The 13,574-nt window shown below is 36.5% G+C and carries 20 protein-coding genes; 1 reads left to right on the forward strand and 19 read right to left on the reverse strand.

Going from position 1 to position 13,574, the window contains the following annotated elements:
• Positions 1-41: 41 nt before the first annotated feature.
• The 17 genes from DBX24_RS02455 to DBX24_RS02535 form a co-directional block, all read right to left on the reverse strand.
• Positions 42-1,043: a homocysteine S-methyltransferase family protein gene (locus DBX24_RS02455; RefSeq protein ID WP_160223864.1), complete on the reverse strand. Its 1,002-nt coding sequence runs from the start codon at positions 1,041-1,043 to the stop codon at positions 42-44.
• Positions 1,044-1,067: 24 nt separating this feature from the next.
• Entirely contained in the window at positions 1,068-1,937 is an 870-nt protein-coding gene (locus DBX24_RS02460) for an SIMPL domain-containing protein (protein WP_160223865.1), read from the reverse strand.
• 264 nt (positions 1,938-2,201) lie between these two features.
• Positions 2,202-2,990 (reverse strand): DNA adenine methylase, encoded by a 789-nt coding sequence (locus DBX24_RS02465; RefSeq protein ID WP_160223866.1) that lies wholly within the window; start codon positions 2,988-2,990, stop codon positions 2,202-2,204.
• A gap of 171 nt (positions 2,991-3,161) precedes the next feature.
• A complete protein-coding gene (locus DBX24_RS02470) occupies positions 3,162-3,587 on the reverse strand; it encodes a M15 family metallopeptidase (RefSeq protein ID WP_160223867.1) in 426 nt (141 codons plus the stop codon).
• A gap of 2 nt (positions 3,588-3,589) precedes the next feature.
• The gene (locus tag DBX24_RS02475; protein WP_160223868.1) at positions 3,590-4,192 is read right to left on the reverse strand and encodes a hypothetical protein; all 603 of its coding nucleotides are present in this window, start codon (positions 4,190-4,192) and stop codon (positions 3,590-3,592) included.
• Between the two features lie 166 nt (positions 4,193-4,358).
• The gene (locus DBX24_RS02480; protein WP_160223869.1) at positions 4,359-5,246 is read right to left on the reverse strand and encodes a hypothetical protein; all 888 of its coding nucleotides are present in this window, start codon (positions 5,244-5,246) and stop codon (positions 4,359-4,361) included.
• A gap of 60 nt (positions 5,247-5,306) precedes the next feature.
• A complete protein-coding gene (locus tag DBX24_RS02485; RefSeq protein ID WP_160223870.1) occupies positions 5,307-5,588 on the reverse strand; it encodes a hypothetical protein in 282 nt (93 codons plus the stop codon).
• 9 nt (positions 5,589-5,597) lie between these two features.
• Positions 5,598-6,464, reverse strand: coding sequence for a hypothetical protein (locus DBX24_RS02490; protein ID WP_160223871.1), 867 nt, complete (start codon positions 6,462-6,464; stop codon positions 5,598-5,600).
• 41 nt (positions 6,465-6,505) lie between these two features.
• Positions 6,506-6,967, reverse strand: a complete 462-nt coding sequence (locus DBX24_RS02495) for a hypothetical protein (RefSeq protein ID WP_160223872.1) — start codon at positions 6,965-6,967, stop codon at positions 6,506-6,508.
• Positions 6,957-7,826: a nucleotidyltransferase gene (locus tag DBX24_RS02500; protein WP_160223873.1), complete on the reverse strand. Its 870-nt coding sequence runs from the start codon at positions 7,824-7,826 to the stop codon at positions 6,957-6,959. Before DBX24_RS02500 ends, DBX24_RS02495 begins: the two co-directional genes overlap by 11 nt.
• Before the next feature lie 4 nt (positions 7,827-7,830).
• Entirely contained in the window at positions 7,831-8,115 is a 285-nt protein-coding gene (locus DBX24_RS02505) for a hypothetical protein (RefSeq protein WP_160223874.1), read from the reverse strand.
• Entirely contained in the window at positions 8,108-8,440 is a 333-nt protein-coding gene (locus DBX24_RS02510; RefSeq protein ID WP_160223875.1) for a hypothetical protein, read from the reverse strand. The genes DBX24_RS02505 and DBX24_RS02510 overlap by 8 nt, the downstream gene beginning before the upstream one ends.
• A 2-nt stretch (positions 8,441-8,442) precedes the next feature.
• Positions 8,443-8,682: a hypothetical protein gene (locus tag DBX24_RS02515; RefSeq protein ID WP_160223876.1), complete on the reverse strand. Its 240-nt coding sequence runs from the start codon at positions 8,680-8,682 to the stop codon at positions 8,443-8,445.
• Positions 8,683-8,689: 7 nt separating this feature from the next.
• Positions 8,690-9,190, reverse strand: a complete 501-nt coding sequence (locus tag DBX24_RS02520; RefSeq protein ID WP_160223877.1) for a hypothetical protein — start codon at positions 9,188-9,190, stop codon at positions 8,690-8,692.
• Complete coding sequence (locus DBX24_RS02525) at positions 9,190-10,161, reverse strand: hypothetical protein (protein ID WP_160223878.1); 972 nt, start codon at positions 10,159-10,161, stop codon at positions 9,190-9,192. The genes DBX24_RS02520 and DBX24_RS02525 overlap by 1 nt, the downstream gene beginning before the upstream one ends.
• 2 nt (positions 10,162-10,163) lie before the next feature.
• Positions 10,164-10,883, reverse strand: coding sequence for a DUF6046 domain-containing protein (locus DBX24_RS02530; protein WP_160223879.1), 720 nt, complete (start codon positions 10,881-10,883; stop codon positions 10,164-10,166).
• On the reverse strand, positions 10,883-12,904 hold the full coding sequence (locus DBX24_RS02535; RefSeq protein WP_221411196.1) for a phage tail tape measure protein: 2,022 nt from the start codon (positions 12,902-12,904) through the stop codon (positions 10,883-10,885). Before DBX24_RS02535 ends, DBX24_RS02530 begins: the two co-directional genes overlap by 1 nt.
• A gap of 27 nt (positions 12,905-12,931) precedes the next feature.
• On the opposite strand from DBX24_RS02535, the gene DBX24_RS02540 reads away from it, so the two are divergent.
• Complete coding sequence (locus tag DBX24_RS02540) at positions 12,932-13,105, forward strand: hypothetical protein (protein WP_160223880.1); 174 nt, start codon at positions 12,932-12,934, stop codon at positions 13,103-13,105.
• Here the strand turns inward: DBX24_RS02540 and DBX24_RS09375 are convergent.
• Together DBX24_RS09375 and DBX24_RS02545 are read right to left on the reverse strand one after the other, a co-directional pair.
• Positions 13,102-13,224: a hypothetical protein gene (locus DBX24_RS09375; protein ID WP_260392830.1), complete on the reverse strand. Its 123-nt coding sequence runs from the start codon at positions 13,222-13,224 to the stop codon at positions 13,102-13,104. The genes DBX24_RS02540 and DBX24_RS09375 overlap by 4 nt on opposite strands.
• A 41-nt stretch (positions 13,225-13,265) precedes the next feature.
• A complete protein-coding gene (locus tag DBX24_RS02545; RefSeq protein WP_160223881.1) occupies positions 13,266-13,559 on the reverse strand; it encodes a hypothetical protein in 294 nt (97 codons plus the stop codon).
• Between the last annotated feature and the right edge of the window lie 15 nt (positions 13,560-13,574).

Consider the following 13,574-nt stretch of genomic DNA (forward strand, 5'->3'; position numbering starts at 1 on the left):
GTTAAAGGTAAGAATATTTCCAAAACAGGGATTAAAATCAATCAGCTCAGTTGGCGAGGCTTATAGTCTTTGGCTAAGATAGCAATTGCTTTGATATGCTCGGGAGTAGTCCCACAGCAACCCCCAATAATATTGATAAGCCCCTTATCCAGATACTCCTTTATCTGCTCTGCCATCTGCTCTGGAGTTTCATCATACTGCCCGAAAGCATTGGGCAAGCCAGCATTGGGGTGAGCAGAAATCCTGAAACTTGCCTTTGGGGCAATTGCTTCCAAGTAGGGGGTGAGTTGCTTTGCACCTAAGGCACAATTAAAGCCCACACTGAGCAAATCCAAATGAGAGACGGAAATAAGAAAGGCCTCTGCGGTCTGTCCGCTAAGTGTGCGCCCCGAAGCATCGGTTATGGTTCCTGAAACCATTATAGGGATATGGAGGTTTCTCTCGGATTGTATTTCATCAATAGCGAAGAGGGCGGCTTTGGCATTCAGTGTATCAAATATGGTTTCTACGAGGAGGATGTCTGCCCCACCATCGAGGAGGGCTTCTGCCTGCTGTTTGTAGGCGGCTCGAAGCTCATCAAAACGAATGGCCCTGTAGGCTGGGTCATTCACATCTGGGCTAAGGCTGAGGGTTTTGTTGGTAGGACCGATAGACCCCGCTACAAACCTCGGCTTTTGTGGGTTCTTTGCAGTGTATTCATCGCAGGCTTTTTTAGCGAGCTGGGCAGATTTAAAGTTGAGCTCGTAGATATAGTCCTCCATAAAATAATCTGCCATTGCAATGGTGGTTGCTGAGAAAGTATTGGTCTCAATAATATCTGCACCAGCCTCCAAATAGAGCTTGTGAATCTCTTCTATCACCTCTGGTTTGGTGATGGAGAGCATATCATTATTCCCTTTTACGGGGTGTTGCCAGTCCTTAAACTGCTCGCCTCGGTAGTCCTCTTCCGTGAGGTTATAGCGCTGTATCATCGTGCCCATCGCGCCGTCGAGGATGAGGATGCGCTCAGAAAGTGCGTTGTATAGTGCTTGTGTATTCTTCATTTTATATCGCCTTTTGGCTGAGGTTTATTTCTTGATTTTATACTTTACCCTTAGCCTTAAAATGTACTGAATGCCGACTTCTGGATGGGTGGGATTGATGACCTTATCAAAGCCCGAATAATCTACCCCCTCATAATAATAGGTATCTTCTTTTCTAAGATATTCCTCTGTGTATCTTGACGGAACATCTACCTTTGAGCTCTCGGAGATGGTGTATTTCTCGTATCTGCTGCTTGGGAATAGATAATGGAAATCGGTCTCTGCTACGGGGTTTCCCAGAATTTCTTTCTTAAAGTGTGAGAAATAATCTTTCTTCTTCTCTTCCGAAATCTTATACGCCTCGCTGAGGAGCTGCTTGCGGATTTTAGCGATATCGGTGTTGATATACTCCAGCTTTATTATATCATAAATCTGATGCTCGGCGGCTTGGAGAATCATTTGCTCGATGTCTGAATAGTTTTTAAGGCTGATGATAACATTCTTCTTAATCTCATAGCCCGTAACTTTCTGCTTTGCGGTCTCCTTCTGCTTATCGATATCAAAATCGAGAATGCGATTTTGAGTGATGAAATCCACAAAAATATCCTCTGCACTAGCAAGCGTACGAATGCTCTTTGCAAAGCCATTAATTCTTTCATTAATCTTCTTTAATGCCTCAGCTGGGGTCTTCCCTTCCTGTCTTACGCCAAGGGTGAGTTTGTAATTGTCCGCCCTTTGGTTGAGCAGTATATCGGTGTAGAAAACCACAGTGGAATCGGTTGCCACCACATTTCTCTTCTCTGAGAAATTATCGTCTCTGCTGTAGCGGTCACGCTTATACGCCGTATTCCCCGCAAACTGAGCATTTGCCACAAAAGCCATCCCTACCGAAAGGAGTAAAAAAACTTTTTTCATTCTATATTGTTTTTATATTTTAATCTGCCTAATACCCAGCAAATATAATAAACATTAAGCTATAAGCAGCCACAGCGTGGCAGGCACTTACCCACAGCGTGGGGAGCACTTAGACCGTAGCCGGTCGGGCACCGCTAATAGCTAGAAACTAATATAATCAGCCAAACGAAATGTAAAAATTGGTCAAACGAAATGTAAAGAAAATATACATAAATATTAAGATAGCCACTGAAAGAATCAGTGGCTATCTTTTTTAAAGGTAGTTTAAAGATTATTTAAATTGTAATTTATTGTGAGGCATTCTGTCTTCTTTTTAGATGAATTTCTGGAAGCAACCAAAGTTAAATTTTTACTATGAATTGTCCAACCACAAGATTCTGCATACTTAGAAAGAGCTTTATTTGGATAGGAGCTTAGCATAAATTTACCTTTTACCTTAGATAAACATTCCAGTAGCTTATCAAAATGCTCTTGTGTATAGCCTCCATAATGTCCTTGTACCGCACCTACATAAGGTGGATCAATGTAAAAAAATACTTCTGGAGCATCTATTCTCTCAATAAGCTTTACTGCATCTATATTTTCTATGAAAACATTCTTTAACCTTTCAGATAAAGATTCTGAAAATGCAATTTTCTTATTAATGCAGGAACTTATCCTTTTAGGAGAAGTAGATAAAGTCCCTATTTGATTACTAAATCCAAAATTAGTTCCTACCCAGAATGCCCAAGCTTTTACTACTGGAGTAAAGAGATAAGGGTGTTCATATACTACCATAGCCTGCTTATAGGTGGATCTGGAAAAAAGTGTGGCATCGAGAATTCGCTTAAGCTCTGAAAAATTACTTTTCAACTGCTCATAGAAATTGACTACCATACCATTAAAATCATTAATATATTCTAATTTCTTTGGTTCTTTAGACCAAAATACAGCACCACCACCAAAGAATGGCTCACAATACACTGTATGTTCTGGAATCATAGGGAATATGGCGTTTAGCATTGATTGTTTTCCTCCATAGTAACTAATTGGTGTTTTTAGTTGTGTTTTCATTTATTATTAGTTTAGTAATTAAAGTATTATATTTGCAACTCTCACCCCCAAAAAGCAACAAAGCACAAGGCAATAGAAGACTTATGTCCTCCGTAGCCTTGTGCTTGTATTTTTAAAGGGGTGAGAGCTTTTAAAAAGCGGAGGACTTTTTAAATCCCCCACTTAGGTAGGTTAAGCTAATTGGAAGTGTGGCGGGTCATATGGTTTTTGCCAATCTCCACCCCAGACTATTTTTACTCCAAGCTTATTAGCAATCTCTTTGATATGGTCAGCAATTCGCTTCAGATTCTTTATAGTATCTGGATGATTTACTTGTACCTTTCCTAAAAAGAATGGATATAAATCTACTGCATAGCCATAACCATCAGATTTAGTCTGATGATTGGATCTATTTTTAATTCCATCTGCATTGGTAACCTTCTGTCCAGGCTTGGTTCTACCCAGAGCATAGAGTTCTTGCTGTCTTTGTATAGTTCTTACTCCCTCTGTAATAGTAAAATCTACAGGGCTATTAGAAATAGCCTCTTTCATTACTTTTACGAGGTTAGGGTGTACTCCTTTGAGGTTATTCAAACTTCTTTCGCTTAATTGATACATAATTATATTAGTTTTATTGTTTTGTACAATTTATATCCTGCATATAATAGAATTATACCTACTAAAACAAACATCCATACATAGGGTTTATATACTGTTTCTACATCTTTCTTGGATACTTTCTTCTGTAGAGAAGCTTGATGCTCCTCAATATTTTTCTGTAAATTGTATATCTCTTTATCCTTGATTAATATACTTTGTTTTAGCTCAGTATTTTCTTGCTTTAATGAAGAGAACTCCTTGCTTGATTTGCTTTCATTATTAAATGAGAGTTCTGTATTATTATCAATAGGAATTTGGGTTGTATTTCCTTTGCTATCGGTTACAGTAACAAAATGTACGGATGGGTTGAGACATTTCCCTGTATTTTTGAGGGTGAAATTCTGTAAGAAAGAATATTGATCCATAAAACTATTATGTTCTGAAATATTTTTTCCAGAATCGAGTATTTTATGAGCCTCCTTTTCCTTCTCTGCAGATGTACTCTGCGTTTCTTTCAGATACTTCTCTTCCGTTTTTAAAGCTTCTTTTTCTACGGATTTTGTCTTATGCCTTGCACCGCAAGAAATAAGGAAAAGACATAAAATAATAATGAATTTTCTCATTGGTATAGTTTTTAAATTTTAGTTAATTTCTGCTTTTTCCTGCCGAATAGGAAGCCTGCAACTGCTGAAGGCGCTAATGTGTGGAGCTATATGCTCCATCAAAAATTCTTTCATCTTGTTATATCTTTTTAATTTCCCTCCAAAGAATGAAGGGAAATTTTTAATACTATATTTTATTTTTAATTACTACTATAATTTTGTCAGTGCTATCTTTCGGAATAGAAATACTATCAGCTCTTGAAGTATCTATCTCTAACTTATTTTCAGGAGCAATTGAGCCTCTATAATATTCTATAGCAACTCTTTCTCTAATAAATCTACTAAACATTTCAATATTGAAAATGAAATTTTCAGCTCCTTTTAATACTCTTTTTGGAAATACAAAATCATTATCTCCGAACTTGAGTTCTATAGGACTAATTCCTGTAACAACTTCTTCAGGCATATCAAAATTACTATTTGTATCTCTCTTTAGAAAGATATAGTTGAAACTTATATATGAATCACGGATAGGTCCTAAAAGCTCGTTCTTAATACTTATCTCTATATCCGAAGATACCTTCTCCTCAAAAGGGTAATACTGTATAAAAGTAGCCTTATTATCCCCTCCTAATAAATAATATGCTTGCCCTGAATTATAACTTGGAATTGAAGTTGTATAAATTTCTCCTGCTTTTATTTTCTGCATTTTCAGTCCATCACGGCTAAAATATACTAACCCATCAGCCCCAAATTTATATTTTAAAGGACCTTCTTTTAGATACAAAGACTTATCCCTTCTAAAAGTAATAAATTCCCCGTTAGGCTGCTCCACTTGCAGATAGTCTAAATTTCCTGAATGTACCATTTTGTAATCAGAGGTTAGCAACTGGTTCATAATCTTTGCAGCAGCTTCTGGAGAAATTGTAAAAGTTGATTTTACCTCCTTAAGAGCTAATACCTTCCCTTTTTCATCTGTAAAATACAGATTTGCTTCTTTTTCAGAAATTTGCTTAACAATCAAGCAGTCAGTGTCATTAATAACTGTTCCTACCTTTGGGGCTTCATCGCTCATATTGAGCGTTTTGTAAGTTGAAATTCTCATTTTTTTGAAATTTTTATTGTTACTTTTTACTTAATTAAATGGATTACCCGTTGCTGTAGCCTTTATTCCTAAGGCTTTCTTCCAAGCTGTTATTTGTTCAGCTGTAAGTCCAGAGGCATCTATATTGGCTTTTAGTTCTAAAGCCGAAGCATCAGCTTTACCTTCTAAGCTAGTAGAAAGCCCCTCTATTTGGTTTTGGCTAATGGCTTCATCCTTGTGCCAGTAGCTCTCCTGCCACGCCCAGAATTGAGCCTGAGTGGGCTTTGCGCCATTGACAAACCATTTCTTTATTGTATTCTTATCTGTTGCCATTTCTTTCTTTTAATTAAATCCTACAAATTGAATGTATCTGATGATTCGATATGGAGGCATATTGTTGTGAGGTTGATTGCCACCCGCTGATTCTGTTTCCATTCTATCAAAGCCTAAATCTGGATGATAAGTAGCATTTCCTGATGCAGAGCCATAGTCCTTTCCTCTTTGGTAGAAATGCTTGTGGCTCGGCATTTCTTCTATGGTAAGAGTATGAGTTGCTTCACCACCTGTTGCGCCAATTTTCTTTTCTTCTGGCATAAGGTTATCGTAGGCATCATTTGTAGCATCTTTTATACTGTTCCAAAAAGGCTCATCAAATCCTAATGGAAAGCGCTCGCTAAGAGGCTCATAAGGTTTCCAGCCCTCTGGAAGAGGTTCGCTCGCTGGTTTTCCCCACAGGGCTATTAATCCAACAGGTACTGGACTTTTTTTGCTTTCCAAAGCCTCAATTCTTCTTAATAGTTGTTCAGTGGCCGCTTTTTCAGTTTTATTTTCTTGCAACTGAATAAGATTGTTAATTCTTTTAAAGTCAGCCCAAGCAAAGGTTTTATCGGGCGTTGAGGTGCCAAAAGTGGCATATCTTCGGAAAATAACCTGCTTTGTTGCACCATCCTCAAATACTCGGCTTTCGCTTTCCTCTCGGATGATGACATTAGTGCCTATGTTACCACCTCTAAATTCCAAAATTTCGCTATTAATGGAAACTGCTCCATTACTCACGGAGTTACCCGTAACTTCACATCCGCTAATGATAGCGAAGTTTCCTGCCAAACTCCCTAAGTGGTTGAATACCGAATAAGCAGTTTGCATCGCTTCCAATATATTTGTGGATAAAGGGAAGCCTCCTGTTTGATTAAAATTGATTTTGTTCATATCAGACCCCTGTAAAACCGCAGAGGTAACGGAATTTTTAATTAATAGTTTTGTATTTTGTATCGCTTACTTGCAAGTTTATAAAAATCAATAAGTGCTTCCATCTCGTATTCATCGTGTTGCAATCTTGCTGGAATTAGCACTATAAAGTCCACTCCTGTATCTTCATAATCGGCATCATCTCGGAGGCACATCGTGCCGAGAAACTTAGGCTTCTGCTCTCCATCGGTATAGATGTATTGCCGTTTAAATCTATTCCCATCGGTTATCTTTATTCGTCTTTCGCTGATGTCAAATTTGTCGTTGAGAACTTTTCTAAGATAGCACATTTGCCCATTATGGGATAGATTATAGAGGTTCTGCTTTCTTTCAAAGTGAAAGTCATCTAGCACCTTTTGTAGTGGAAAATGCAATGATCTAAGCCAAGCTAAAAGCTTTTCCTTCCGAAGAAAGGTTGGTGTGAGTAGTTCTATCAGCTTATTGATTTCTAAATTATACCACATAAGAGAGGTTGTTAAAGTTTTCAATTTTGAAATAACCACTTATCGGAATAGTTTTCACTTCCACTGGCTGGAAATTCCCATAATCTCTAACACTCACATCTATCCATTTACTCTCTGCTAGTACGATGTGCGGAATTTTCACACCTTCTACTTTTTGAAGCTCATCCACCAGGTGGGCTAAAACCAATTCCCCATTGAAAGGTAGATTTTTGAAATAGTGATTAATCGCATCTTCTACTGGCTTTTTACCCGTTCTGATGCTCGTTCCGTTCTCATCCAAAACCAAAGGGTCTCGGTAAATCCGCATTTGTAGCCTTAAAATATCAGGCAAATAATTGATGACCGTAATCCTAACCCCTGCATCTTTGATTTCGTTCATATACGCATCAAATGAGGCTTTTTGCCCTACTGAAATCGGTTGTAATTCTCCACCTTGCTCGGTAGCTATTTTCACAATTAAACGGCTCTCTACCTCACTTTCTGTAACTGCTGAATACTTGATAATTTTGCTGTTGTTTATCTCATCTTCGGTAGCGTTTGCATTGTTAAATTGGTCGCTATCGGGCAATAAGTCAAACCCGTACTGAAATGCAAGAGCCTTATTTCTATACCATCGAGCTGTATGTGGCTTTAATTGCTTGAGCATCTCCGAAACCTCACTTTTGTGCGTGTCAAAGAGCTTTTCAAAAATCCAAAGTACAATAGTGATAATATCAAATATTGTATTTTCAAAGGATACTAGAGAAAATTGCTCTTCAAAACTTTTATTTTTGTCTAACTGATAAGCCGATACAATATGCTTATTCTGTATGAATGTATCAGTTATTTGTTTTTTTATTTCCTGTTTTGTTCGTGCCATCTGATTAGCTCACTTTAAAATTTCCATTAATAGCCCAGTAGCTGATTCCTTCTGGATCCTTTTCCTGCTCTATATTATATGCTGTAATAGCAGTAGCAGGCTTATTTCTTTGAAAGAAAAAAATCATCTCATTATTTTGTACATTATCACTAATAATTATCTCATCAACTTCTATATCATCAGTAATACTTTTTTCATTGAGCACTGCCATTTTCATTATATCTTCAAATCCTCCAGTCATCTGATATACCATATCAATAAAGGATTGCCCTTGTTGAGCTCTACTCATACTCTGCATCTATTTCAAATTTTTGTAGGTTATACAAATTCAAATGTTTTATATTGATCCCATCTTTGGCAAATTGTTCTTTAATACTATGCCTGTACCCAAGCAAATCATCACCAAGTAAAGCAGAACGAAGTCCAACCCCTAAATCTGGATTTCCTTTATAATCTCCAGATTCAGCAATAAGTAGGCAGGCGATATTTTGCTCTAATGTAGGACCTAGCAATAAGCCACTAATAATTTTGCTTTCAGAGTTTCTTCTGACTTCTATATTCAAGTCAAAATCTCCATTTGAAGCAGGTTTGTATTGTATTGCAAAATCTTTCATACTTATTTTATTATGCCAGTTCCTTTAGTTATAGTTGCTCCTTGTTGAGCAAAAGCATTTCCAGTTGTAGAAACAGAAATTCCTTCATTAACCTCAAGTTCTCCAGACTTTACAAAATCATAAATAAGCTGTGAGAGCTGTTTAGCAAAATATTCCATTGCGTTTGCTTCTTTTGTCATCATTTCTTTCTGGAGTTTTAAAATACCTGCTTCAAGAATTGGTTTTCCTACATCTAAGCTCATTTTAAATCTATTTTAATAGGGTTTTAAATTTGCTTTCAAGCTGGTTTAATTTTAGTATTGTGGGAGGTATGGGCTTACCACTGACCCCACTCGGAGTATATACTTTCAGATCCTTTAAAAGACTCATTAAATCCTCAAATAATGTTAGTAGACTGGTAGTTTCATTTTTAACACTTACTTTTCCTGAAGTACTATCTATTTCTACTTCTAATCCATTTTCCTTATAACTGAATTGACTTACTTGGTCACATTTAATTATGGTTAAATTATCTATACTTCCATCGGCTGAAATCATCAATACTTGAGATCCAATAGCTGGAATCATCAGTAAGTTATCTTTTCCATTTGCTGTAGTCTTTAATCGTACATCAGAGATTTCAAATCCATTTATATTTACTGTACAAGTATCACCAGTAATTTTAGTTACAAAACCATCTATAGGTAGGTTTTGGGTTGCTCCTATGATAGCTTTAATATTTGATTTGAGCTGTGCTATCTTATCATTCATTATTCACTTAATTTTATTCCTGGTGTAATTGTTCTTTTTCCACCTGATTGACTAAAATTTGTTGTTACACTTTCTGCATAATATCTTCCATCTTTGTCAGGATAATCATCATCATAAATTCCTATAGTATAACTGGGTTCTACATAGGGTATAAGCCAGGTATCAAAAGAACCTTCATAACCTGGGGACATTCTATTTTTATATTCATTTTTAGCCATTATTTTAATAGTTTCTTTACTCATTCTACCTACTTTCTTTGTGATTTTATCACCTCCTGTCTGCCCTTCTGTATGTTTAATAGTTTTGCCATCTAATCCAGTGCTTTCTATAGTTATTTCCACTTTCTTATCTTCTGCAGACTTATACTCTAATGAACTGGTCTCAATATTGTGCTGCATTGAGAAATCTGCTTCACCACTTTTCCAGGTATATGTAGCGTGTATATGAAGTTCTTTTTTCTTTGTATCAAAAAAGATATCCGCTCCTGTTTCTTCCTGTAGTTTAGCCAGCACATCAAAACCTGTAGCTTGGTAGATGGTGAATTTATCATAAGGGATATCATAATCACAAACCAGCTTAAAACTCTTATCTATATTATCAATGAGATACTGAGCTATCTTTTTAATGCTACTCGGCTTAAACTCTTTATTAGGTACTCCTTTTCTAAATATAAATAAAGCATCCTCACAGACAATATTAAGAGAGTTCTCACTAACTTTTATCTCCTTTACATAACCATCAAATTCTAATGTCAGGTTATCATTATATCCCAGGTAGATAGCTACTTGATAACCTCTTTTAATGGTTTCGGAAATATTGATAACTTTATTCATCTCTGTTTCTGGAAGTATAATAGTTGCAATATCTGCCAGATTTTTGGTAGATTTCTCTATATTACACTCTGCTATTATACCCAGAAGCCAGGTTTTATCTTCTCCCTTAAATTGTATTTTCCAATCCAGCTGAAACATCTCTATTCCTTAATTAATTCACTTGAAATATCTCCTATTTCTATTTTTGCTTTAGTTTTTTTATGCTCATAAAGCAGTTTGAATGGAAAATCACTAACCGCCTTTATCTCATAAGCCTGTACATTTTCGCCCTTAGTAAAAGGAAAAGTAACAGACTCTATAACAATTCTATTAATTCCCAGTATTTGTAGAGGTTCTGAACGAACTTCCAAAGCTTCTGCTGTTAAAAGATAATTTTTTAATCTTTCCATATCCTCGCGTGGATAGGTTTGCTGGTGATTACCTCTCATCTTTTTTCCATAAAAGGCACCTGTTATGGTAATGCCGTAATCATCCACAGACCATCGCTCTTTTACACTGCCTATATAGTTTTTTCCTGCTTTAGCAATATATCTCTTAGCAATGATGGTTTTAGCTTCAATGTTTATAATTGGTTCCCAAGGTAAGAGCCAAAAATTCTCATCCTTAGAGCTCCGAAATGAGAAAGGAAAAAACTGTTCTTGCTCATTTAATGGCTTATCCTGCCTCCATAGCTCACTATCATTATAGTCATTTTCTACCTCATTATATCCTACTTTATTTTGAATAAATGGCAGAATCTTAACAGGCGGTAAGATATGTTTTGAAAGTTCATTTTCTAATGCTCCTGCTCTGGGAATGAGCTTTGCTACTGTGCTTCCCATTAAAGAACCTATCAGTACATTTTCATTTGTTAGTTTCATTATCCTGCTGCTGTTATAGCCGAAGCTGTTATTCTTAATAATTCGTCTAATACTTCTTGTCCTGCTTTCTCTGTAACAGAATCTTTAGAGCCTGTATAGCTCTGTATTCCGATTACCTCTTTAATATGGAGAGTGATGTAATTGTGTTTAGTGCCACCAGTAGCAATACTATCATTAATTTTTTTAGCTTTACTATTCTTTCCAGAGCTACCAGCACCACCTATTTCACCTCCTTCTGTAGAGGTTCCTGGTATTGTTACAGGAGATGCAATTCCACTATTATTGGCTTTACTCTCTTTTTTATCATCCGTATTCCATTTGAGTGAGTTTGCTCCAGTTTTAAATTCTTTCCCAGCATTTTTAGCAATTTCAGCTACTTTTTTTGCTCCATCAACAATTTGTTTTTTACGCGCTTCTGTATCTTCCTGTATTTGGGAGAGCATCGCATTATTTTCATCTTCATCACCCATTCCTACAGCATTCTTAAATTGATACCAGCCTTCTTTTATCTTATTAAGGCCCATCATTAATCCATTAACACCCGTATTCCAGTATAATTTTATAGATTCTATAAATGCTTTAAAAAGGAGTTTTGCTCCTGCCCAAGTGTGTTTCCAAGCTACGCCCCAGCCACTAACTTTAGATGCCAGATACACAATTCCTGCAATAAGTCCTGCGACTGCAATAATTATAATACCAATTGGATTGGCAGATAATGCTACATTCCAAGCCCATTGTGCTACTGTTACTATTTTAGTCCAAAAGGCTGACATTTTCTGAACATTGGTAAGTGTAGAAATAGTACTTCCCATAAGGCTCAATACAGGCATAAGATTGGCTACATCACCTGCGGTTTTACCTAGTACAGAAGCATAGCCCATCAAGCCTCCTGTAGCATTAAATAGGCTTATTTTGAAATCATCAACCTGGGCAGTTAATCTTGCATTCTTTTCTGCTGGGCTTTCCATTACAATTGCCGCTTGTTCATAAGCCGTATTTGTACCTGTTATAGCCTTTGTTAGTCTATTTATTTCATCTGTTTGACCGATAAGAGCCATTGCCGCATTGGCGTTTTCTTTTCCAAACATTGCAGACATTAAGGCAGAGTCTTTTAGTAATGGCTTAAGCATATTAAGCCTTTCTGATAAAGACAATGAGGGATTATTTAACTGATTAATATTAATGCCTAACCTTTGAAATTCTTTTTGAACTATTTTAGGGAGAAAGCGCCCTTGTCCCAAGGTTGAGAGGACATTTCTAAGAGCTACACCTCCTTCACTTCCTTTTTTTCCAGCTTTGTCTAATACCTGTATAGCCGCATTCGTTTCTTCAAAGGCTACATTTGCTCCTTTTGCGGCCATACCAGCCTGCTCTAAGGCTTCTTTTATCTGTGGAAGTTCTGCAGATCCTTCACCAGCAGCTGCAGCCATAACATTCATCATAGCAGCCATAACTTCTGATGCCTTAGTAGGATCTTCCAAAGAAATCCCATATTGGTTCATCGCTGTAGTAAGGACTTCAGTAGCAGCTGTGGTGTCTCCACCCATTAGCTTGGAAGTATAGCTAACAGATTCTCCCATACTCTTGAGAGCTTTGGGTACATTAGCAATCTCTGGAGATAGTTGTCCAAGTATAAGCTTGTAAGATTCTACTCCTTGTGCAGCTGAGCCCCCAAAAGTTTTGGCAGATTTTCGAGCATAGCTTTCTATTTCATTTAGCTTTTCACTCGTAAGTCCTGTCATTGCCTGTAAATCGTGCATAGAGTTAGAAAGTGCCATACCTGGAGCATTTAGGGAATCTATACCCTGTGCTATACGGTTAATATTCTCAACAAAGGCACCTAAAGAGACTGTTTTGAGATTTTTATTAATATTATTAACCATTTTAATAAAAGCCTCATCTATCTTTACAATAGCTTTATCAACTTTGAGCGTTTCAGTTCTTAGTTTCTCTACTGTTGCTATGACTTTGTTGGCATTAACGGTATTAAATACTATATTGTAATTTAGATTATTATTCATACATTTGTAGTATAAATCATTAACAATATGGAACTCTTACAAGATTTACTTTTTAAAATATTAGGTTATGGGCTACTTATTGTCCTTTGTTTATCCTTTTCGGGTTTTATTATCCGTATCATAGAAGAAGTAAAAGAAATACTTCCTTCTAAGCAACAAGATAAGCTGGACAAAGGTTTTAAAGAGTATGATGGAATTTAATTGTTTCCATCATTCTCTTTTATTCTCAAATATTGAAGTTCTTTTACTCTACACGCCCACTCATAATCTGATAAATCATCGGGATTGATTTTCATATAGTAGATAAGGGATGCATTCATTATCCTTAGCCAATCCCTATCTTCATCTATTTTCGCATCCTCTAAAGCTTTACTATCTCTGCTTCTTTTATCTCTATAAGAGTAGCAAGTTTTTGAGATGCCGAAAGGAATAAGCCGTTATCAGTTTGAATCTCTTCATCTCCTGCAATCCACGCATCTTTCAAGATGATTTCATTATACTTTAATGGATCTGTTTGTGCTGATGCAGCTGCATAAGACAATGCTCTACGACTGGGCTTCTTTAAATAACATACTTTATCTTCAATAGTGATTTTAAATACATCTCCATATTCTTTTTTCCAGATGTCTATCTGGTTCTGTTCTATATTAACCATAATGATTTATTTTTA

Origin of the sequence: Bergeyella cardium, assembly GCF_009914665.1 — a bacterium.
Lineage (GTDB): Bacteria > Bacteroidota > Bacteroidia > Flavobacteriales > Weeksellaceae > Bergeyella_A > Bergeyella_A cardium.